The organism is Pseudomonas fluorescens (assembly GCF_019212185.1).
GTDB lineage: Bacteria > Pseudomonadota > Gammaproteobacteria > Pseudomonadales > Pseudomonadaceae > Aquipseudomonas.
Genome location: NZ_CP078138.1, coordinates 1,693,351 through 1,715,542, shown reverse-complemented (window position 1 = coordinate 1,715,542; position 22,192 = coordinate 1,693,351). Strand labels below are relative to the sequence as shown.

Genomic DNA, 22,192 nt, shown 5'->3' with positions numbered 1-22,192 from the left:
TAACAATCATCAGATAGCAGCGATGCGCAGGTCAGAAATATGTGTTAAAAACGCTGCGCCGCCAGAAAATCTGACGGCAATACGTTCTCAGGGCGGGGTGCAACTCCCCACCGGCGGTAATTGCGCGCAATGCGCATAGCCCGCGAGCGCTTGGCATCCCGCCAGCCTTTGGCAGTGGTGATGACAAGGTCAGCAGACCCGGTGTGATTCCGGGGCCGACGGTCATAGTCCGGATGAAGAGAGAACGGGATTAACGCCAAAGGGCCGTCCAGGTCAACGAGCAGTGTGTGCTCGGGTCCGCCACGTACCCTTAAATCCCCTTCGATTCATAACGCCCTGTTTTTCACACAAACAGGAGTCAGAACAGATGCAACCCACCGCAATCGATAGCAAAAGCAAACACCATCAAGGCGAGCGCGTAGCGTTTATCCAGGCGTGCTGGCACAAGGAAATCGTTGATCAGAGCCGTGAAGGTTTTGTCAGCGAGATGATCGCTCAGGGCTATCAGGCGTCGGACATCGACTTTTTTGAAGTCGGCGGTGCCTTCGAAATTCCGCTGCACGCCAAGCTGCTGGCCAAGACGGGCCGCTACGCTGGCATCGTCGCCGCCGGCCTGGTGGTGGATGGCGGAATTTACCGTCACGAGTTCGTTGCCCAATCGGTAATCAGCGGCCTGATGCAGGTGCAGTTGGAGACTGAAGTACCGGTGTTCTCGGTCGTGCTGACCCCCCATCACTTCCACGCTGGCGAAGAGCACCAGAAGTTCTTCTTCGAGCATTTTGTGCACAAGGGGCAGGAAGCGGCGAAAACCTGTGCCGACACGCTGCATAAACTGCGGGCGTTGCATCGTAGTGAGCCGCGGGCGGTGGCGGTGTAGTAGATCGTTGCTTGCGATGTGGCTAAATAAGTCGAGATTGTCGTCGACCATTTAGCCGCTATCGCGAGCAGGCTCGCTCCTACAGTTCGACATAGCGTCAGGCGAGGTTGTGGTCGCCAGTGGGAACGATCAGGATCCCGGCGCGCAGGCCATTCTTCACCTTGGGGTTGGGGAAGATAATGCGAGCGCCCTGCTCTTCGATGATCCAGCGTGTTTGAGCAATGTCTTCAGCCAGTACATAGCCCATATCCAGCTCACTGAAGTTCTCGATATCGGCCGGCAGATTCAATTTGAAGCTGTCGCTGTGCTTGATGATTTCCCGCGCCACGCTGAACAGTTGCAAGCCATCCAGGCCCTCATCCGCCAACGGCGGTTCAGTCCCTTCGATAATCTGCTTCAGGCGGGTTTCCAGGCGCGACACGTTGACGCCTTCGTTTTGCCCGAACGGTCGGGCCTTGCCCAATTCCAGGGTAAAGGCCTCTGCACCCAGCTTGTCGTAGGTGTACGAGCTGAACACTATCGACGGTTTGTTCTGCAACAGCACCGCTTCCATGCCAGCCGCGCGCAGCCGCGCCAGTTCGCGCCGGGAATGCAGGCGACCTTCTTTCCAGGGATACAGGGCGAACTGCTCGATCTTCGAGCCGCGAATCGCGGTATGCAGGTCGTAGTGCAGGCGGGCGCGGTCCGGCAGGCTGAAAAAGCTCGCAGCCAGGCGCTCCAGCTCACAGGCGCGCAATGCTTCCGAACCACTGCTCAGTTCATGACGGCCGTTGAACAGCCGATTGACGTCCTGCTCGACAAAACGCTCGCCGCGACGCATGGCCTCGGGGTTGCCAAACAGGAACAGGATACGTGCACAGGGCTTCAAGGTGCCGCTGGCGATGTCATGCAGCAATCGATCAAGGAGTTCGATCGGCGCTGTTTCGTTGCCATGGATCCCGGCTGACAGCAGCAGGTCCAGGCCATTGTCACGGGCTTCCGGTGGCCGAACTTCCAGCGCACCTTCACTCAGCCAGCGCATCCGCACGCCTTCGACAGTCAGTTGAGTCTTCTCCGCCGGTTCGCGGCCGGCGAGGGTCAGTTCAAGCAGTTTGCCGAGGGCGAGCATAGAGCGATTTCCTTAATGGTCGTGATTGCAGTCCGGGCCATGCACGTGGTCGTCGTCACCGAGGTCAGCCGGCTCCATCTCCAGTTGCAGACTTACCAGATTAGTCGCCAATGGGCGCAACAGCAGGTTGGCGTATTCGGCATCGCCTTCTTCGACGTCCACGCCGATCAGCAACTGGCCACGGCCGTCGTGCTGGATCCACAACTCTTTGCCCTGCCAGATTACGGCAACGCGGGTGCAGGAGGTTTCCAGTTGAGTGCCATCGGTGTCTTCAAGGATCAGCTGCAGGGTATCGCTCATGTTTTCGCTCTCATCTGGAAATAAAGCTGCACGTCCGCTCATCAAAAGGCGGACGTGGGCTTTCAATTGATCTGGAATGGATAAACCGCGCCCAGTTTAAGGATTTGCGTCAGTTCATCCAGTGCCGTCCGGCATTCAAGCAACAACTGCGGATCCGCCAGGTCGCTTTCGGCCATACGGTCACGGTAGTGCTTTTCGACCCATTGGGTCAGCGTGCCATACAACGGCGCGGTCATGATAACCCCTGGGTTGACTGCCGCCAGCTCAGTTTCATTCAACGCCACGCGCAAACGTAGGCACGCCGGGCCTCCGCCGTTCTGCATGCTCTGCTTGAGGTCGAAGACTTTCACCTCGCGAATCAGCCCGCCGGAGCTGGTCAGGGTCTGCAGATACTGCCAGACACGCTCGTTGTTCTGGCACTCCTGCGGCACGATCAGCAGCATCGAGCCGTCGGCCTTCGACAGCAGTTGGCTGTTGAACAGGTAGGAACGTACGGCGTCTTCCACCGAAACCTGCGAACGCGGCACGCAGATCGCCTTGAATTGACCGCCCCGCTTGGCCAGCTTGCCCGACAGCTCGGCGAGCATCTGTTCGGTGTCGAGGAACGCATCCTCGTGATAGAACAGCGCCTCACCGTTACCGACCGCGATCACGTCGTTGTGGAACACGCCCTGATCGATCACCGACGGATTCTGCTGAGCATAGACCACGCCGTCATCACTCAGGCCGTGCAAGCGTGCGACCGCCTGGGAGGCTTCCAGGGTCTGGCGTGCCGGGTACTTTTGCGGTGCCGGGTAGCGGGTATCGAAGGCGCTGCGACCGAACACGAAAAACTCGACACCGGCCTCACCGTACTCACGGCAGAAACGGGTGTGGTTGGCGGCGCCTTCGTCACCGAACTGCGCTACCGCCGGCAACGCCGCGTGGTGGGCGAAGTGTTTTGGGTCAGCGAACATCGCCCCCAGCACGCGACTGGTGGTCGGGTGCTCGATGCTGCGGTGATATTTGCAGTTGAGGTTGGCCGCGGTGAAATGCACACGACCGTCGGCGGTGTCGGCACTCGGGCTGACAGTGGCGGCGTTGGCCACCCACATGCTCGACGCCGAGCAACTGGCAACCAGCAGCGGCATCGCTTGCTTGGCCGCCTGCTCGATGACCTGTGCATCAGTGCCGCTGAAACCGAGCCTGCGCAAGGCGCCCACGTCCGGACGCTCCTGAGGCGCGAGCACGCCTTGCTGGAAGCCCATTTCCATCAGCGCTTTCATTTTTGCCAGGCCCTGCAGCGCCGCTTCCTTGGGATTGGAAGCCTGCTGGCTGTTGCTCTGGGATGCGACGTTGCCGTAGGACAGACCGCCGTAGTTGTGGGTCGGCCCCACTAGACCGTCAAAATTGACTTCATAGGATTTCATTAGCGAGGCTCCACGAGAATCTGGTTTTTATAGGCTTCAATAACAAGGCATTGGCGGCCGCGGTGCGGCTGATCGCCTGCAAGCCAGCTCCCACAAGGAGTCAGCTTGCCGGCGATGGGCATCAAGCCATTTTCACGCCAGGCGTAAGGGCCGCCGGCATCACCAGGCTCGGTGTTTCCAGCGAGGCCACGGGGTAGGCGCAATAGTCCGCCGCGTAGTAAGCACTGGCGCGGTGGTTACCGGAGGCGCCGACACCACCGAACGGTGCACTGCTGGCGGCGCCGGTCAGTTGCTTGTTCCAGTTGACGATACCGGCGCGGCTTTCCAGCCAGAACTGCTGGTAGCGCGCTTCGGAGTCCGACAGCAAGCCGGCGGCCAGGCCGTATTGGGTGTTGTTGGCTTCGGCGATCGCCGCTTCGAAATCCGCGTAGCGAATGACCTGCAGCAACGGCCCGAACAGTTCCTCGTCAGGACGCTCGGCCACGGCCGTGACATCAAGAATGCCAGGGGTCAGCAAGGCTGCCGCCGGCTGTGGCTGAGTCATATCCAGCAGGCTGACCGCACCATTGGCCAACAGCTGCGCCTGGGCATCCATCAGCGCCTTGGCGGCACCGAGGGAAACTACCGAGCCCATGAACGGCGCCGGTTGCTGGTCGAATGCACCGACCTCGATGGTTGCGCTGACGGCTACCAGGCGCGCCAGCAGGGTATCGCCCCAAGCGCCTTGCGGCACCAGTAGACGGCGTGCGCAGGTGCAGCGCTGACCGGCGGAAATGAACGCCGACTGAATAATGGTGTAGACCGCCGCGTCGAGGTCGGCGACCTGATCAACCACCAGCGGGTTGTTACCACCCATTTCCAGGGCGAGTATCTTGTCCGGCCGACCGGAGAACTGCGCGTGCAGATGGTTGCCGGTACGGCTGGAGCCGGTGAAGAACAGGCCATCGATGCCCGGATTGGCCGCCAGGGCGATACCGGTTTCCCGCGCGCCTTGCACCAGGTTCAACACACCCGCTGGCAAGCCAGCTTCGATCCAGCATTTGACCGTCAGCTCGGCGACTTTCGGCGTCAGTTCGCTGGGTTTGAACAGCACACTGTTACCGGCCAACAGGGCTGGAACAATGTGTCCGTTAGGCAGGTGACCCGGGAAGTTGTAGGGGCCGAACACCGCCACCACGCCGTGAGGCTTGTGCCGCAGCACGGCGGTCGCGTCACCCAGTGGGCCGCTCTTCTCGCCGGTGCGCTCACGGTAGCTTTGCACCGAGATTGCAATCTTGTTGACCATGCTGGTCACTTCAGTCGCGGCTTCCCACAAAGGCTTGCCGGTTTCCTCACCAATGCAGTGGGCCAATTCATCGGCATGCTGTTTCAGGCTGGCGGCGAACGCCTCGAGCACGCTGATGCGCTCTTCCAGGGTGCGACGAGCCCAGGCCGGGAATGCCTGACGGGCCGCTTGCACGGCGCTTTCAACCTGAGCTGCCGTAGCACCTTGACCTGACCAGAGCACTTGCTGGGTCACCGGGTTCAGCGATTCAAAGGCCTCGCCCTGACCGGCCAGCCACTCACCTGCGATGTAAAGCGAATTCATTATTTCGACTCCCGGGCAGCAGACAATGGAACGGCGCGCACCTGATCGCCGGCATTGAGTTGAAGGCGCTTGGCGGTCAGCGGATCGACCACCAGGGTACCGGCGGCAAAGCGCGCCGGCGCGGCAGTGATGCGGCAGTCTTCGCGCTTGCGGTTGTGAATCAGGAACGGTGTCGCGTCGTCACCCGGGGTACCAATGGCCAGCACCAGCGCCTGGCTGTCGCGGACCGCACGGATCTTCGCGGTCTCGCACTCCACGGCTGGACCGGCGTCGAAAATATCGACGTAGCCCTGATAGCTGAAACCCTCGCTCTTGAGCATGGCCAATGCCGGCTCGGTGTCCGGGTGAACCTGGCCGATGACGCTACGTGCACCTTCGGACAGGAAGCAGGTGTAGAGCGGGAATTTTGGCATCAGCTCAGCAATGAACGCCTTGTTGCCTACACCTGTCAGGTAGTCCGCCTGGCTGAACTCCATTTTGAAGAAGTGCCGGCCCAGGCTTTCCCAGAATGGCGAGCGGCCCGCGGTGTCGGACACACCGCGCATCTCGGCAATGATCTTGTTGCCAAACAGTTGCGGGAATTCGGCGATGAACAGCATCCGCGCCTTGGCCAGCATGCGGCCATTGAGGCCGGTGCGGTAATCGGCGTGCAGGAACAGCGAGCACAATTCGGAATTGCCAGTCAGGTCGTTAGCCAGGAACAGCGTGGGGATTTCCCGGTAGATGTTCAACTCTTGCGAAGCGCTGACCGTCAGGCCGACCCGGAAGTTGTACCAGGGCTCACGCAGGCCAACAGCACCGGCAATCGCCGAGATACCCACCACCCGGCCGCTGTCGTCTTCGAGCACGAACAGGTAATCGGCGTCGGCACGCCCCGCCTCGCCAGTGAAGGTTTTTTCCGCCCAGCCTACCCGGTGCGCCAGGCGTTCTTCATTGGCCGGCAAGGTGGTCAGGCCGGTACCGGTGCTGCGGGCCAGGTCGATCAGAGCGGGTAAATCGCTGCTGCGTACGGGACGAACGATCATGCTATCTCCTCAAACGGGCGGTCGCTGACGACCTCCCGTAAAACTCGCTGCTCTATTGCCTTGCGGCGTTCAAGCGTTAAACCGCTACCAGGCGCACGCTGGCACCCTCGCCGACACCCAGGGCCTCGGCAGCTTCCAGATCCAGCACGACGGGCTTGCCTGGCGCGTAGTCCAGCTCAAGCATGACGGCGCGGTAATCCTGCAACTGGGCATTGGCCACCAGGTACTGACGCCCCGCCCCTTTGACCGGCTCACCGATCTTCACCGGCACCACGCGACTCTGGGCAATCGAACGGATGCCCGAGACCCGTGCATGCAGGGTCGGGCCACCGTCGAAGATGTCGATGTAATGATCGGTCTCGAAACCTTCGCGCATCAGGATGTCGAAGGTGATCTGCGCACGCGGGTGCACCTGACCCATCGCCTCCTGCGCGGAGTCCGGCAGCAGTGGCACGTAGATCGGGTAATGCGGCATCAGCTCGGCCAGGAACGTACGGCTCTTGAGCCCGCACAGACGCTCGGCTTCGGCGTAGTTGAGGTCGAAGAAGTTGCGGCCAATGGCATCCCAGAATGGCGAGTCGCCGTGCTCATCGCTGTAGCCGACGATTTCGGTCACCACCGAATCGGCGAAACGTTCCGGATGGCTGGCCACGAAGAGCAGGCGTCCACGGGAGTTGAGCTCCGACCAGGCCGAGCCCACCAGTTCCGGCAGCACGTAGAAGCTGGTCAGCAGACTGTTACCCGTCAGGTCGTGGCACTGCGAGAGTACGTGGATCTTGTTATGAATCTTCAGCTCGCGGGACGCGTGCACGAAGGTTTCATTACGAAAGCTGTAGAAAGGCTCGGAGTAACCGGCCGAGGCGACAATAGCCGAGCAGCCCACCAGCTTGCCGGTGGCAGTGTCTTCGAGGACGAAGAAGTAGCTCTCTTCGCCGTTGAAACTGACTTCGGCGGCGAAGGACGCTTCGCTCGCGGCAATCTTGTCGCTCAGGCGCTCAACGTCATCCGGCAGGGAAGTGACACCAATCGGGCTGTCCGCAGCCAGGCGTTGTACCTCGCCCAGATCAGCCATTTGCGCGGGGCGCATCACCAGCATGGTGTCACTCCTTTTTTATCAACTCTTTGAGGAAAATCGCCGGCTGCTTTGGCCTGTGCGGGGGTGAGCCTGCACAGAGAAGCCATCCGGCGTGGAAATTTGCATCGGCGCCCGACATTCGGGCGCCGAAAGGTCTATCAGGCTTGCGTCAACTTGGCCACGGCACGTTCGAAGCGGTCCAGGCCGGCCTCGATATCGGCGTCTTCCACCACCAGGCTCGGGGCGAAACGAATCACGTCAGGGCCGGCTTGCAGAATCATCAGGCCTTCTTTCTCGGCGGCGTTGAAGATGTCCTTGGCCTTGCCTTTCCAGGCATCGCTCAGGACACAACCCAACAACAGGCCAAGACCACGCACCTGAGTGAACACACCGTACTGTTCGCCGATCTGCTGCAGGCGCGCCTTGAACTTGTCGTGCTTGGCGTTGACGCCGTTCAGCACCTCAGGGGTGTTGATCACGTCGATCACCGCCTCAGCCACTGCGCATGCCAACGGGTTGCCGCCGTAGGTGGTGCCGTGAGTGCCGACGACCAGGTGTTTGGCCAGGTCTTCGGTGGTCAGCATGGCCGCGATCGGGAATCCGCCGCCCAGGCTCTTGGCGCTGGTCAGGATGTCTGGCGTCACGCCGTAATGTTGATAGGCGAACAGCTTACCGCTGCGGCCCATGCCGGTTTGCACTTCGTCGAAGACCAGCAGCGCATTGTGCGCATCGCACAGCTCGCGGGCACCTTGCAGGTACGCCAGCTCCGCCGGCAGCACACCGCCCTCGCCCTGGATCGGTTCCAGCACCACGGCGCAGGTCTTGTCGGAAATGGCGGCTTTCAGCGCAGCCAGGTCGTTGTACGGAACGTGGGTGATGCCGGTGATTTTCGGACCGAAACCGTCGGAGTACTTGGACTGGCCACCGACGTTGACGGTGAACAGGGTACGACCGTGGAAGCTGTTCAGGGCTGCGATGATTTCGTACTTCTCGGCGCCGAAACGGTCGTGAGCGACGCGACGGGCCAGCTTGAAAGCGGCCTCGTTGGCCTCGGCACCGGAGTTGCAGAAGAACACGCGGTCGGCAAAGGTCGCGTCGATCAGCTTGTGCGCCAGGCGCAGGGCCGGCTCATTGGTGAACACGTTGGATACGTGCCACAGTTTGCTCGCCTGCTCGGTCAAGGCACCGACGAGCGCCGGATGGGCGTGGCCCAGTACGTTGACGGCAATCCCGCCGGCGAAGTCGATCAGCTCGCGACCCGACTGGTCCCAAACGCGGGAACCGGCACCACGCACCGGAATAAAAGCGGCAGGCGCATAGTTGGGAACCATTACCTGGTCAAAATCGGCGCGTTCTACCGCAGCGTGCTCAACGGACATCGGAGTCTCCTGATGAGGAACACCCGCCTGAAACTGGCGAGCGATGGGGGGGATTGTAAGGACAGTTTCGAGCTTGGCCTTGTCGCCAAGCGACAACTTCTTATAGCGCAAAACCCTGATTTTCCCGGGTTTACGGCAATGCGACATATAGGGTCGCAAAGGCGCAGTTTAAACTGCCTGCAGGGGTTTTGCGGCAGTCGTGCAGGAATCTGATATATGGCGATTCGCCAGAGGCGGTAATTATGCAACGTCAGGAGGGGGGCCGGGCAAAACCTGAACACATCAATGCCCTGGACTCGAGCGATAACCCCTTGGGGCGCGCACCCGACATCAGCCAGATGAACGAGTTATCGGTGCTGCTGGACAGCACCGGCATCACTGAGTTGCCGCCCGGCCTGCTGCAACTGAAGAACCTTGACCTAGCCGACCTCAGCGATAACGCAATCAGCCATATCCCCAGCGATATTTTCGAACTGTCGATGGCGTGTGCGGGAAGGATCAACCTGCGCGGCAATCCGCTGTCCGAAGACAGCGTGCAACGACTGATCGCCTACTTCGGCGCGAACCGAACAGATTTTGGCGTCGATGCGGTGATCAATCGTACCGAGATCGAGGTATCAACGTCGGAAGACTCGGAGACCGAGGAGTAATACCGTCTTTCGGAGTGCGTCAGCCGCGCTCCGAAGGCACCGATGACAGCTCGAACGGGCTGCTGCTGCGCCGCTGATTGCGATCTTCCCGTGGCGTGGCGCCGAAGAAGTTGCGATAAGCGCTGGAGAAGTGCGGACCGGAGGAGAAACCGCAGGACAAACCGATCTGGATAATCGACTTACTGGTTTGCATCAACATCTGCCGCGCCTTGTTCAAACGCAGTTCCAGGTAATACTGGCTCGGCACGCGATTGAGGTACTGCTTGAAAATCCGCTCCAACTGTCGGCGCGAAACGCAGACATGCTGGGCGATTTCGTCGGTGGTCAGCGGCTCTTCGATGTTGGCTTCCATCAACAGCACTGCCTGAGTCAGCTTGGGATGACTCGAGCCCAGGCGGTTCTGCAATGGAATGCGCTGACGCTCGCCCCCCTCGCGGATGCGCTCCACCACCAATTCTTCGGAAACCGCCCCCGCCAACTCGGCACCGTGATCACGGGCCAATACCGCCAGCAGCAGATCCAGGACGGACATGCCGCCACAGGCGCTCAGGCGATCGCGATCCCAATCGAACAGGTGACTGGTGGCGATGACCTTGGGAAAGCGCTCGGCGAAGTCATCCTGCCAGCGCCAATGCACCGCAGCCCGGTAACCGTCGAGCAAGCCCAGTTGCGCCAGCGGATAGACGCCGGCCGACAGACCGCCAATCACACAACCGGCACGCACCAATTGCTTGAGCGCACTGCTCAGGGGCGGCGCCATGGCGGCGGGTGGCTCGTCAGCCAGCAGGAACAGCTTCTGGAAGTTTTCCAGTTTTCCGCTCCAGGCTTCGCCCGGCAATTGCCAGGCGCCCTCGGCCGGCGGCTCGGCCTGCAGAAATGTCAGCTCGTAGACAACTTCCGGATGCACGCGCTGGGCAACACGCAAGGCCTCCTCGGCCAGCGCCAGCGTCAAGGCTTTAGTGCTGGGCCAAATCAGGAAACCAATTCGATGGGCAGTCATGGCGGGCAATCCGAAACGAAGAACGGTGATGAAGGCATGGGCCAATGCTAGCCCGTAAATGAACGCAATTCCCGAAACCGGCACGGATCCCGGAGATCAATGTGGGAGCTGGCCTGCCAGCGATGGCGGTATATCTGTACCAGAGATGCAAACTGGTTCACCGCTATCGCTGGCAGGCCAGCTCCCACAGTCAATCGGGGCCGACCTTTAGGTTGCGAAGCATGCACTATCTCGGTGCACAACGGCAGTCCTGATTACTTCAAGCTGCCCGAAAGGAACTGCTGCAAGCGCTCGGACTGCGGATTGACCAGCACTTCGCGCGGGTTGCCGCTTTCTTCGACCAGGCCTTTGTGCAGAAACACCAACTGGTTCGACACTTCACGGGCGAAGCCCATCTCGTGGGTCACCACAACCATGGTCCGGCCTTCCTGGGCAAGGGACTGCATGACCTTGAGCACATCACCTACCAGCTCCGGATCGAGTGCCGAAGTCGGCTCGTCAAACAGCATGACCTCAGGCTCCATCGCCAGCGCCCGGGCGATCGCCACGCGCTGTTGCTCGCCACCGGACATGTGCCCCGGGTAGGCGTCCTTGCGATGGGCTACGCCGACCTTGGCCAGGTACATCTCGGCCTTCTCGCGGGCGTCGGCCTTGGACATGCCAAGCACATGCACCGGCGCTTCCATGATGTTTTCCATGGCGGTCATGTGCGACCACAGATTGAAATGCTGGAACACCATCGACAGGCGCGAACGCATGCGTTGCAGCTGTTTCGGGTCGGCGGCCTTCATCGCGCCGTCCTTGTTGGCCACCAGCTTCAACTCTTCGTTGTTGAGCAGGATCTTGCCGGCGTGCGGCTGCTCCAGCAGGTTGATGCAACGCAGGAAAGTACTTTTGCCGGAGCCACTGGAGCCGATGATGCTGATCACATCGCCTGCCGCTGCCTTCAGGGACACACCCTTGAGCACTTCGTGACTGCCATAGCGTTTATGCAGGTCTTGGACTTCAAGTTTGTACATGCTGTCGGTTCTCACAAAAACAGTCAGTCGTTGAGCAAGCGCCCGTGACGCAGCGCTTCGCGCCCCGCCACCTTGGCCAGCCAGAAACCGGGTTGGGCATACCGCAGCCGTTCCACGGCAAACAGCACGCCGGCCGTACCAGCACACACGGTGCTGACCCGATCAGCCAATGGATCAATCACTTCAAAAATCTCGTCACCGGCTTCCACCCACTCGCCAGGCTCACGCAAGAAACTGACGACCCCCGGATGGGGCGCAAACAGCAACTCGGTGCCTTCGAATGGCAGGCCCTCGCAGGCCTCGCGCTCCGGCGCCGGCCACTGACCGCTGATCAATCCCTGTTCAGCGAGGAACGCCAGGATGCCCTCGGCATGCGCCTCGGCTTGCGGGCGACCGGTGTCAGCCTGGCCACCCAGTTCAATGGTGGTCGCCAGGCACGCCAGCGGGATCTGCGCCTCGGGAAACTGTCGCGACAGGCGCAGCCAGGGCAGCGAGCAGGCCTCGTCGAAGGAGCTGCCGCCGGAATCTTCGGCCAGCAAGCCGACACGCACATCCAGGTGCGCCGCCAGCGAACGCCACTGCGGCCAATGCTGCGGCAAGGCGTACATATGCAGCGCGGCTTCAGCGTCGCAGTGCAGGTCCAGCACCACATCGGCGGTGCAGGCGTGGCTGAGGAGGATGCGCTGCATGCCCTGCAACTGGCTGCGGGCCGGTGGCAAATTGGCGAGCACATCGCTCATGGCCTGGCGGATCAACTGGATATTGGCGTGAGGATCATCTCCCAGGCGCCCTTCCAACTGCGCCGCCACCGGCGCGCTCAATTCAACGAAGTCGCGGTTGAAATTCTTCCCGCTGCCTGCCTCGAAACGCCCCTGGTGACTGCCTTGCAGCAGCTGCCCCAGACCCAGCGGATTGGCCACCGGCACCAGTTCGATCACACCGTTCAGGGCGCCCTGGGCTTCCAATTCGGCCAGACGTTTTTTCAACTCCCAGGCGGTGCGCATCCCCGGCAATTCGTCGGCGTGCAGGCTGGCCTGGATATAGGCCTTGCGCTCGCCACTGCCGAAACGGAACACCGAAATCTGCCGCTCGCTGCCCAGATGATTCCACGGCAACTGATGATCGATACGTTCCATATCAGTGCTTCCGCGGGGCCAGGTAACCCAGCCAGCGGCGCTCGGCCATCTTGAACAGGCGCACGAGAATGAAGGTCAAGCACAGGTAGAACACGCCAGCGGTAATGTAGGCCTCGAACGGCAAGTAGTACTGGGCATTCACGGTCCGTGCGGCACCGGTGATATCGATCAGGGTCACGATGGAGGCCAGGCTGGTGGTCTGCAGCATCATGATCACTTCGTTGCTGTACTGCGGCAGGGCCCGGCGCAGGGCCGATGGCAGCAGGATGCGCTTGTACATCTTGAAGCGCGACATGCCGACCGCCTTGGCTGCTTCGATTTCACCGTTGGGCGTGGCCCGCAGGCTGCCGGCGATGATTTCAGCGGTGTAGGCACTGGTGTTGATGGCGAAGGCCAGGCACGCACAGAAGGTTGCGCTGGACAGCCATGGCCAGAGGAAGCTCTCGCGCACCGCCTCGAACTGGGCCAGACCGTAGTAGATCAGGAACAGTTGCACCAGCATCGGAGTGCCACGGATCACGTAGGTGTAGAGCCAGGCGGCCCCATTGACGATCGAGTTCTTCGATACGCGCATCAAGCCCAGGGGCAAGGCACACAGCAGGCCGAAGAACAGCGACAACGCGAGCAATTTCAGAGTGGTCAGCAGGCCGCCGAGGTACAACGGCAGTGCCTCCCAGATGACGTTGTAGTCGAAGATCATAGATCAGCCGCCCTTACGCCTACCGAGTAGCGCTTCTCAAGGTGACGCAATGCCAGCAAGGAGACACTGGTGATCACCAGGTACATTGCCGCCACTGCAAGGAAGAAGGTGAAAGGCTCGCGAGTGGCGTCTGCCGCCTGCTTGGCCTTGAACATCATGTCTTGCAGGCCGACCACCGAAATCAGTGCGGTCGCCTTGGTCAACACCAGCCAGTTGTTGGTGAAGCCGGGAATCGCCAGGCGAATCATCTGCGGCACCATGACCCGGAAGAACACCTGGAAGCTGCTCATGCCGTACGCCATACCGGCTTCCGCCTGGCCTTTGGGAATTGCCATGAACGCCCCGCGGAAGGTTTCCGACAGGTAGGCGCCGAAGATGAAGCCCAGGGTGCCGATACCGGCCGCCAGCGGATTCAGGTCGATGTAGTCGTCATAACCGAGCAAAGGCGCCACCCGGTTGAGCAGGTCCTGACCGCCATAGAAAATCAGCAGGATCAGTACCAGATCGGGAATCCCGCGGATCACCGTGGAATACAGGTCGCCGAGCCAGGCCAGCCAGCGAATCGGCGACAGGCGCAACGCGACCCCGATCAGACCCAGAACAATGGCCAAGGCCATGGACGACAAGGCGAGTTGCAGCGTCAGCCATGCGCCATCGAGGATGACAGCCCCGTAGCCTTTCAACATGATTCAGGTCCTCGAAAATTGGGATGAAAAAATGGCGCAAACCGCAGAGATTCTGTTGCTTGCGCCATTTCGGACTTACGCTGCGACGTTTACTGGCCGTAAATGTCGAAGTCGAAGTACTTGTCCTGGATTTGCTTGTACTTGCCGTTCTCGCGAATGGCCGTGATCGCGGTATTGATCTGCTCTTTCAGCGCGTCACCCTTGCGGACTGCGATACCCACGCCGTCACCGAAGTATTTGACGTCGGTGAACGCCGGACCGACAAACGCGAAGCCCTTGCCGGCGTCGGTTTTCAGGAAGCCGTCATTCAACAGGGTAGCGTCTGCCACGGTGCCGTCGAGGCGACCGGCGGCCACGTCCAGGTAGATTTCGTTCTGCGAGCCGTACGGCTTGATTTCAGCGCCCAGCGGGGCCAGGACTTCACGGGCGAAACGCTCGTGGATCGAGCCACGTTGCACGCCAATGTTCTTGCCCTTGAGCTCGGCCAGGCCGTCGCTGACCTGGGTGCCTGCTTTCATGACCAGGCGAGCCGGGGTGTTGTAGTACTTGTTGGTGAAGTCCACGGACTTCTTGCGATCATCAGTGATCGACATGGACGACAGAATGGCGTCGATCTTGCGCACCTTGAGCGCAGGGATCAGACCGTCGAATTCCTGCTCCACCCACACGCACTTGACCTTCATCTGTTCGCACAGGGCGTTGCCGATGTCGTAGTCGAAGCCAACGATGCTGCCATCCGGCGCCTTGGATGCGAATGGAGGGTAAGCCGCCTCGATACCAATTTTCAGAGGCTTTTCATCGGCGAAAGTTGGCATGGACAGCACGGACAGTGCCAGGGCGCCAAGCAGCACGAGTTTCTTCATCTTGGGACTCCATCGGTAAAGGGCGAAAACGGCAGAGTGAGCATCAGCCCAATATGCGAATGGGTTAAACGAAAATAGCGTTGCTGCGTCCTGCTTGCCCGGCGCTGAATTCAACACGGACAACGACGAGCGAGTGATCGGCATTCTAACGACAGGCCCCAAGCCGATATTTCTTCAATGCGACAACTAGTTACAGATGCGCCGAGAAAGCCGTTAGAGCACATTGACAGCCCTTGAAATTCATGCAAGAGCAAAAGACGTAGAACCGATCTATGCTGCAAATAGCGGGCCTATTATTGGCAAACCCTTCTAATCCGGCAAGCGCAGCGTAATGTCATATTTTTCATACGGCCAATCAAGGCTCTAAAATGGGGCCTTACGTTTCCCATTGCCCCGAATTGACGCGCACGGTTACACAATTTGGCGCGACGGTAACGCAGAGAAACGTCCTACACTCACATCGATATTTATTCGCTCGACAGTGCCTGTGTCATCTTTTTCGAAGGCCACAAAAAAGCCCCGCCAGGTACCAGACCTGGCGGGGCTCGAAGGCTCAAGAACGTGGTTTACGCGACGTTCATGGTCTTGTGGGTGTCGATCAGGTGTTGCACCACGCCCGGGTCGGCCAGGGTGGAAATGTCGCCCAGTCCGTCGTACTCGGCGGTGGCAATCTTGCGCAGGATCCGGCGCATGATTTTCCCCGAGCGGGTTTTCGGCAGCCCCGGCGCCCATTGGATGACGTCCGGTGAAGCAATCGGGCCGATCTCCTTACGCACCCAGTTTTTCAGTTCCAGGCGCAAGGCTTCGTTCGGCTCTTCGCCGCCGTTGAGGGTGACGTAGACGTAGATGCCCTGCCCCTTGATGTCGTGCGGCACACCGACCACCGCGGCCTCGGCCACTTTCGGGTGCGCGACCATCGCGCTTTCGATCTCGGCGGTGCCCATGCGGTGCCCGGAAACGTTGAGTACGTCGTCCACGCGCCCGGTGATCCACCAGTAACCGTCTTCATCGCGACGCGCGCCGTCACCCGTGAAGTACATGCCGCGGAAGGTCTTGAAGTAGGTGTCGACGAAGCGGTCATGGTCGCCGTACAGGGTACGCGCCTGGCCTGGCCACGAGTCGAGAATCACCAGGTTGCCTTCGGCAGCGCCCTCGATGATGTTGCCCAGGTTGTCCACCAGCGCCGGCACCACACCGAAGAACGGTCGCGCCGCCGAGCCTGGCTTCAGGGCGTGAGCCCCAGGCAGCGGGCTCATCAGGGTGGCGCCGGTTTCGGTCTGCCACCAGGTGTCGACGATCGGGCAACGGGATTGACCGACGTTCTTGTAGTACCAGTCCCAGGCTTCCGGGTTGATCGGCTCGCCCACCGAGCCCAGCAGGCGCAGGCTGCTGCCGTCGGCACCCTCGCAGGCAGCGGTGCCCGCCGCCATCATGGCGCGGATCGCGGTCGGTGCGGTGTAGAGGATATTGACCTTGTGCTTGTCGACGATCTTCGCCACCCGAGTGATATCAGGGTAGTTCGGCACGCCTTCGAACAGCAAAGTGGTCGCGCCATTAGCCAGAGGGCCGTAGACAATGTAGGTGTGGCCGGTGACCCAGCCGACGTCGGCGGTGCACCAGTAGATTTCGCCCGGACGGTAGTCGAACACGCGCTCATGGGTCAGCGACGCATAAAGCAGGTAGCCGCCGGTGGTGTGCTGCACGCCCTTGGGCTTGCCGGTGGAGCCGGAGGTATAGAGGATGAACAGGGCTTCTTCAGCACCCATTTCTTTCGGTGCGCAGACGGTGCCCGCCACTTTCATCAGATCCTCGAACCAGATGTCACGATGCTGGTTCCACTTGATGTCGCCACCGGTGCGCTTGCACACGATGACTTTCTGAATGCTGCTGGTTTCAGGGTTGGTCAGAGCGTCGTCGACGTTGGCCTTGAGCGGAATTTTCTTGCCGGCGCGTAGGCCTTCGTCCGCAGTAATCACCACTTTCGATTTGCAGTCGATGATCCGGCCCGCCAGGGCTTCCGGCGAGAAGCCGCCGAACACCACCGAGTGAATCGCGCCGATCCGAGTGCACGCCAGCATGGCGACCACGGCTTCGGGGATCATTGGCATATAGATGGTCACCACGTCACCGCGGTGCACGTCTTGCCCACGCAGGGCGTTGGCGAACTTGCAGACTTGTTCGTGCAGTTCGCGGTAGGTGATGTTGCGGCTTTCGGAAGGATCGTCACCCTCCCAGATGATTGCGACCTGATCGCCACGCTCGGCCAGATGACGGTCGAGGCAGTTGTAGGACACGTTCAGGGTGCCATCGGCAAACCACTTGATGTCGACATGGTGATCGTCGAAAGAGGTCTGTTTCACCGTGGTGAAAGGCTTGATCCAGTCGAGGCGCTTGGCTTGCTCGCGCCAGAAGCCGTCAGGGTTGACGACCGACTGCTGGTACATGGCTTTGTAGGTCGCCTCGTCAGTCAGCGTGTTGGCCGCAACCTCGGGACGAACGGGATACAGAGAAGCCGCACTCATCTTTCTTTACCTCGGTGAAATAGTTGTTTTTGTATGACCCCGTTGTAGCCCGAGGCGGACCTATAGAACCATTCGACGATGGTAGTAACAAGCCCCTACAAATTGCCCTGACTTCTCCTGACGGCTTGGTACGAACGTTCCAAAGCAATCTGAAAAACGATGATTGTTACAAGATCTGTCAACAGTGTTTATCAAAAGCGCGGCTATATGAATTTTTCTTCCCCACTTAAAATCTGCCTCGCCAACCAGGCATTGTGATTAACCCAGTTGCAGCCCCCACGAAGGCAGTTAATCCCAACTTTGTCATCAAGTTGTACACGCAGCCCCACAAAGGCTGCGTGACCCCACTCGACCTCAGGAAGGTAAATTCGAATGAAAGCTTTATTGGTTCTGGCCCTCAGCAGTCTGTGCGCGACCGCCATGGCGAACGAGGTCCCGACTGATGTCGCCAGCAATACGGTACCGGTAGAGGAATACACTTACTCGACTCATCTGGATATCGCCAAAGTTATATCCATGAGCGAAATCCCAAGTGTTTGCGAAGTTGTGCCAGCGCGCATGGAATATGAAGACTCGAATGGTCAACGGCATATTCTGCGTTACAGCGTTATGGGCAATGGTTGTTCTAACGGCTAACGCCTGACCTCGCTTCAAGGCTGTTTAGACTATCGGCCGCAAGCAATCGCGCTTGCGGCGAACAGCCCGCCACCGCCCTCCACGAGACGGCGACCCATCCCCAGACTTTCTACCCCATTCGGCAATTTGGACTTTTATACATATCGAATTATTCGATTTTTTTGAGCATTTATTTGCGCTTTTTAATCGAATTCATCCGAGTAGTATTTATTCCAACACCACTGCACATCACTCATACCGGAGTCGCCACCATGAAACGCCACCTGATCCTCGCCCTGACCCTTTCCGTACTGGCCGCCAACACCTTCGCTGCCGATGGTTATGACCGCACCGTAGCGGCTGACGGTTTCGACCGCACTGGTTCGGCTACCCTCGCCGCTGATGGCTTCGACCGCACGGGTTCGGCTACCCTCGCCGCTGATGGCTTTGACCGCACCGGTTCGGCTACCCTCGCCGCCGACGGCTTCGACCGCACGGGTTCGGCTACCCTCGCCGCCGATGGCTTCGACCGCACCGGTTCGGCTACCCTCGCCGCCGATGGCTTCGACCGCACGGGTTCGGCCAACCTCAGCTAAGTGCTGAAGCTCCGTCACAGCCCGGCCTTGGCCGGGCTTAGTTGTTTTTAGCCGGCGATAAAACTCACCCGCACCTTCAGTCCCGCCTGCGCGCCATCGTGCAAGGTGATCTGGGCCAGGTGTGCGCGGCAGATTTCGCCGACGATCGCCAACCCCAGGCCGGAGCCCGCAACCTGCTGGTTGCGCCGATAGAAACGCTCGAATACTCGGTCACGCTCCGCCACCGGAATCCCCGGCCCGTCATCCTCGACCTCAAGTACGGCCGGCGCACTGACCCGCAGGATCACATTGCCGCCGGACGGCGTATGGGCCAGGGCGTTGTCCACCAGATTGCTGAGTAGCTCATTGAGCAATGTAGGTTCGCCACGCAGCCACACCGGCTCGTCAGCCTCCAGCGCCAACGCGACGCCACGGGCATGGGCCAGAGGCGCCATGGCCATGCCCAGTTCGCGGGCCAACTGGCTCAGGTCGAGCAATTGCGCACCGCCCTCGGCAATCGCTCGCGCGCCGTTCTCGACCCGCGCCAGCGAGAGCAATTGGTTGGCCAGATGGGTCAGCCGATCGGTGCCTTGCGCGGCGCTCTCCAGGGTCTCGCGCCAAGTGATTGGATCCTGAGCACGCAGACCCAGCTCAAGACGGGCCTTGAGTGCCGCCAGCGGGGTGCGCAACTCGTGGGCAGCATCCGCGATAAATTGCGCCTGGCGCTCGAACTGTCCACGCAAACGCTCGGTGAAATGGTTGAGGGCGCGCACCAGTGGCCACAATTCCCGCTGCACCTCCACCAGTGGCAACGGCCGCAGGTCATCCGGCTGACGCTCTTCCACTGCCGTGCGCAAGCGCTCCAGCGGACGCAACGCCGCGCTGACGGCAAACCACACCAGCAGCAAGGCGCCGCCAGCGAGCATGCCCAGACGCAGCAGGGTGTCGGCCATCAAGCTGCGGGCCATGCTGACCCGCGCTTCATCCGTCTCGGCCACACGTATCTCGGCCATGCCGTTCATGTTCGGCTCGCTGACCGCCTTGAGCAGGCTGACCACTCGCACGTTCTGCCCCAGGTAGGTGGCGTTGTAGAAACGCGCCAATGCCGGGTAGTCGTCGGTGCGTGGCGTGCCTGGCGGCGGTCCGGGCAGGTTCTCGTAACCGGAAATCAGCTTCTGCTGGATGTCGTTGACCTGGTAGTAAATGCGCCCGGCGCTGTCGTAGGCGAAAGTGTCCAGCGCCACGTAAGGCACATCTGCGCTGAGGCTGCCGTCACGCTGAGACAGGCCGGCGGCAATGGTCCGCGCCGACGCCAACAAGGTCCGGTCATAGGCGGTGTCGGCAGCTTCGCGACCGTTCCAATAAGCGCTCAGGCCGCTGGCGATCATCAACACCACCAGCAGCAGCGCGAGGTTGCCGAGCAGCCCCCAACGCAAGCTTCTGGGCTTATGCATCGCGGCTTTCCAGCAAGTAGCCCAGGCCTCTGAAGGTGACAATGGCCACGGCATGGCCATCGAGTTTCTTGCGCAGGCGATGCACATAGATCTCGATGGCGTCAGGACTCGCCTCTTCATCCAGACCGAACACCTGGGAGGCCAGTTGCTCCTTGCTCATCACCCGACCGGGACGGGCGATCAACGCCTCCAGCACCGCCTGCTCGCGGGAGGTCAGGGTGAGCAGTTCGCCCGCGAGGCTGAAACGCCGGGTGTCCAGGTCATACACCAGCACCCCGCAACGCTGCTGACGCTCGCCCCCCAGCACGCTCCGCCGGAGCAGGGCCTTGACCCGGGCTTCCAGTTCGCTCAGTTCGAAAGGTTTGGCCAGGTAATCATCGGCGCCGAGATTGAGCCCATGTACCCGATCCTTGACGTCGCTGCGGGCTGTCAGCATCAACACCGGCAGGTTCTTGCCACGACCGCGCAGGCGCGCCAGCACTTCAAAACCGTCCATGCGCGGCAGGCCGACATCGAGGATCGCCACCGCATAGTCTTCGCTGGCCAAGGCCAGGTCGGCCGCCACGCCATCGTGCAGCACATCCACGGTCAGACCGGTGCTCTTGAGCGCCTGGGCGACACTTTCGGCCAACTGCAGATGGTCTTCGACGAGCAGAACGCGCATGGATTTTTACCTCATGTTGGGAGGGTCGACGCCCTTCTTTGGCGCGGAGTGTACAGCCGCACTCGCCGCTGTGAAGCCCGAAAACCGTGAAAGTCTGCTGAAAGGTTAGCGAAAGGTTGGCTGGTTAGAGTCCCGCCACGGACAGTCTCGACTGCCGTGTTTTGAGAGTAGTGAACGAAAAACGCCCCGATGCGTTTTCGACCAATAAGAACAATAAACGGAGTGCTTCACGATGCTGTCCATGCAGCCTCAGGCTTTCACGCCTATCGGTTTTCCCCGCCTTGCAACCACCGCCCTCGCCAGTGCCGCCGCCCTTGCCGGCTTCGCACCTGTCAGCCAGGCCGCCTTCTTCGAAGACAGCAGCGCCACCGTCGAAACGCGCAACATGTACTTCAATCGTGACTTTCGCAGTGGCACCAGCGCCCAGCAATCCAAACGTGACGAGTGGGCCCAAGGCTTCATGCTCAATGTCGAGTCGGGTTATACCGATGGCACCGTAGGATTTGGCGTCGACGCCCTGGGCATGCTCGGTATCAAACTCGATTCCAGCCCAGACCGCACCGGCACCGGCTTGCTGCCGACCCATGACGATGGCCGTGCGGCCGACGAGTACTCCAAACTGGGCCTGACCGGCAAAGTGAAGATCTCAGCCACTGAACTGAAGATCGGCAGCCTGATTCCCGAACTGCCGATTCTCAAGGCCAACGATGGGCGAATCCTGCCGCAGACCTTTGAAGGTGGCTTGCTCACCTCCAAGGAGATCAAGAACCTGACCTTCACCGGCGGTCGCCTGGATAAAGCCAAGGACCGTGACAGCACCGACTTCGAAGACGTCGCGCTGAACAACAAGAACAGCCGCTTCGCCGGCACTGTAGCGGGCAGTCATTTCGACTTCGGCGGCGTCGACTACAAAGTCACTGACAAAATCACTGCCAGTTATCACTTCGCGCAACTCGGCGAGGTTTACAACCAGCACTTCCTCGGCTTGCTCGCCTCGCAACCGCTGGGTCCCGGCACCTTTTCCAGCGACCTGCGCCTGGCGGTCAGCGATGACTCCGGTGAGGCACGCGGTGGCAAGATCGACAACACCTCGCTCAATGGCCTGCTCAGCTACGCCTTGAGCGGGCACAAATTCAGCGCCGGTTACCAGCACATGTCCGGCGACAGCGCCTTCCCCTACGTCGACGGCTCCGACCCTTACCTGGTCAACTTCGTACAGATCAACGACTTCGCCGGCGCCGAAGAACGCTCCTGGCAAGCCCGTTACGATTACGACTTCGCCAAGCTTGGCGTGCCTGGCCTGAGTTTCATGAGCCGCTACATCAGTGGCGACAACATCAAGCTCAACAACGGTGAAACCGGCAAAGAATGGGAACGCAATACCGAGATCAAGTACGTCGTGCAAAGTGGCGCCCTCAAGGACGTTGCCCTGCGCCTGCGCAATGCCACCTACCGCTCCAACTATTCCGCCCGCGACGCCGATGAAGTGCGTGTGCTGGTGAGCTACAGCGTTGCCCTTTGGTAATTGAATTCACCCCATAACAACA

At 60.5% G+C, this 22,192-nt stretch carries 21 protein-coding genes and 1 riboswitch; of the genes, 5 read left to right on the top strand and 16 right to left on the bottom strand.

All coding sequences use genetic code 11. The features are described 5' to 3' along the window. Positions 1-79 precede the first annotated feature (79 nt). Positions 80-250: riboswitch (FMN riboswitch) on the top strand. Positions 251-367: 117 nt separating this feature from the next. Continuing rightward, positions 368-877, top strand: coding sequence for a 6,7-dimethyl-8-ribityllumazine synthase (locus tag KW062_RS07550; RefSeq protein WP_027621247.1), 510 nt, complete (start codon positions 368-370; stop codon positions 875-877). A 97-nt stretch (positions 878-974) separates the two neighbouring features. Here KW062_RS07550 and astE read toward each other — a convergent pair whose 3' ends face one another. From astE to KW062_RS07515, 7 genes are all read right to left on the bottom strand, one after another. Beyond that, positions 975-1,985: a succinylglutamate desuccinylase gene (gene astE / locus KW062_RS07545; RefSeq protein WP_027621246.1), complete on the bottom strand. Its 1,011-nt coding sequence runs from the start codon at positions 1,983-1,985 to the stop codon at positions 975-977. Between the two features lie 12 nt (positions 1,986-1,997). Continuing rightward, entirely contained in the window at positions 1,998-2,285 is a 288-nt protein-coding gene (locus KW062_RS07540) for a topoisomerase II (protein WP_105755795.1), read from the bottom strand. Positions 2,286-2,347: 62 nt separating this feature from the next. Continuing rightward, complete coding sequence (gene astB, locus KW062_RS07535) at positions 2,348-3,694, bottom strand: N-succinylarginine dihydrolase (protein ID WP_027621244.1); 1,347 nt, start codon at positions 3,692-3,694, stop codon at positions 2,348-2,350. Positions 3,695-3,815: 121 nt separating this feature from the next. Next, positions 3,816-5,285, bottom strand: coding sequence for a succinylglutamate-semialdehyde dehydrogenase (gene astD, locus KW062_RS07530; RefSeq protein WP_177433280.1), 1,470 nt, complete (start codon positions 5,283-5,285; stop codon positions 3,816-3,818). Continuing rightward, the gene (gene astA, locus KW062_RS07525; RefSeq protein WP_105755793.1) at positions 5,282-6,307 is read right to left on the bottom strand and encodes an arginine N-succinyltransferase; all 1,026 of its coding nucleotides are present in this window, start codon (positions 6,305-6,307) and stop codon (positions 5,282-5,284) included. Before astA ends, astD begins: the two co-directional genes overlap by 4 nt. A 76-nt stretch (positions 6,308-6,383) precedes the next feature. Further along, on the bottom strand, positions 6,384-7,403 hold the full coding sequence (aruF, locus tag KW062_RS07520) for an arginine/ornithine succinyltransferase subunit alpha (protein ID WP_027621241.1): 1,020 nt from the start codon (positions 7,401-7,403) through the stop codon (positions 6,384-6,386). Positions 7,404-7,540: 137 nt separating this feature from the next. After that, on the bottom strand, positions 7,541-8,761 hold the full coding sequence (locus KW062_RS07515) for an aspartate aminotransferase family protein (RefSeq protein WP_027621240.1): 1,221 nt from the start codon (positions 8,759-8,761) through the stop codon (positions 7,541-7,543). Positions 8,762-9,003: 242 nt separating this feature from the next. Between KW062_RS07515 and KW062_RS07510 the strand changes: the two genes are divergently transcribed. Further along, positions 9,004-9,411 (top strand): hypothetical protein, encoded by a 408-nt coding sequence (locus KW062_RS07510; RefSeq protein ID WP_105755792.1) that lies wholly within the window; start codon positions 9,004-9,006, stop codon positions 9,409-9,411. 19 nt (positions 9,412-9,430) lie between these two features. On the opposite strand, the gene argR is transcribed toward KW062_RS07510, so the two are convergent. The 7 genes from argR to acs all read right to left on the bottom strand — a co-directional run bounded on the left by argR (position 9,431) and on the right by acs (position 17,337). After that, positions 9,431-10,411: a transcriptional regulator ArgR gene (argR, locus tag KW062_RS07505; protein WP_027621238.1), complete on the bottom strand. Its 981-nt coding sequence runs from the start codon at positions 10,409-10,411 to the stop codon at positions 9,431-9,433. A 254-nt stretch (positions 10,412-10,665) separates the two neighbouring features. Continuing rightward, positions 10,666-11,430 carry an ABC transporter ATP-binding protein gene (locus tag KW062_RS07500; RefSeq protein WP_027621237.1) on the bottom strand — a complete coding sequence of 255 codons (765 nt, stop codon included), beginning with the start codon at positions 11,428-11,430 and terminating at the stop codon, positions 10,666-10,668. Between the two features lie 23 nt (positions 11,431-11,453). Next, on the bottom strand, positions 11,454-12,566 hold the full coding sequence (locus KW062_RS07495) for a M14 family metallopeptidase (RefSeq protein ID WP_105755791.1): 1,113 nt from the start codon (positions 12,564-12,566) through the stop codon (positions 11,454-11,456). Position 12,567: 1 nt separating this feature from the next. Further along, positions 12,568-13,266, bottom strand: coding sequence for an ABC transporter permease (locus KW062_RS07490; protein WP_027621235.1), 699 nt, complete (start codon positions 13,264-13,266; stop codon positions 12,568-12,570). Next, positions 13,263-13,952 (bottom strand): ABC transporter permease, encoded by a 690-nt coding sequence (locus KW062_RS07485; protein ID WP_027621234.1) that lies wholly within the window; start codon positions 13,950-13,952, stop codon positions 13,263-13,265. Before KW062_RS07485 ends, KW062_RS07490 begins: the two co-directional genes overlap by 4 nt. An 89-nt stretch (positions 13,953-14,041) precedes the next feature. Continuing rightward, positions 14,042-14,815 (bottom strand): ABC transporter substrate-binding protein, encoded by a 774-nt coding sequence (locus KW062_RS07480; RefSeq protein WP_027621233.1) that lies wholly within the window; start codon positions 14,813-14,815, stop codon positions 14,042-14,044. A gap of 566 nt (positions 14,816-15,381) precedes the next feature. Beyond that, the gene (acs, locus tag KW062_RS07475; protein ID WP_027621232.1) at positions 15,382-17,337 is read right to left on the bottom strand and encodes an acetate--CoA ligase; all 1,956 of its coding nucleotides are present in this window, start codon (positions 17,335-17,337) and stop codon (positions 15,382-15,384) included. A 372-nt stretch (positions 17,338-17,709) separates the two neighbouring features. Between acs and KW062_RS07470 the strand changes: the two genes are divergently transcribed. Both KW062_RS07470 and KW062_RS07465 read left to right on the top strand, forming a co-directional pair. Then, the gene (locus tag KW062_RS07470) at positions 17,710-17,973 is read left to right on the top strand and encodes a DUF2790 domain-containing protein (protein ID WP_027621231.1); all 264 of its coding nucleotides are present in this window, start codon (positions 17,710-17,712) and stop codon (positions 17,971-17,973) included. A gap of 251 nt (positions 17,974-18,224) precedes the next feature. Further along, a complete protein-coding gene (locus tag KW062_RS07465; RefSeq protein WP_105755790.1) occupies positions 18,225-18,548 on the top strand; it encodes a hypothetical protein in 324 nt (107 codons plus the stop codon). A 47-nt stretch (positions 18,549-18,595) separates the two neighbouring features. Here KW062_RS07465 and KW062_RS07460 read toward each other — a convergent pair whose 3' ends face one another. Continuing rightward, positions 18,596-19,981 (bottom strand): sensor histidine kinase, encoded by a 1,386-nt coding sequence (locus tag KW062_RS07460; protein WP_027621229.1) that lies wholly within the window; start codon positions 19,979-19,981, stop codon positions 18,596-18,598. Then, a complete protein-coding gene (locus KW062_RS07455) occupies positions 19,974-20,645 on the bottom strand; it encodes a response regulator (RefSeq protein ID WP_105755789.1) in 672 nt (223 codons plus the stop codon). The genes KW062_RS07460 and KW062_RS07455 overlap by 8 nt, the downstream gene beginning before the upstream one ends. Positions 20,646-20,877: 232 nt before the next feature. Here KW062_RS07455 and KW062_RS07450 point away from each other — a divergent pair, with 232 nt between their 5' ends. Beyond that, positions 20,878-22,170, top strand: a complete 1,293-nt coding sequence (locus KW062_RS07450; protein ID WP_105755788.1) for an OprD family porin — start codon at positions 20,878-20,880, stop codon at positions 22,168-22,170. Positions 22,171-22,192: the final 22 nt, after the last annotated feature.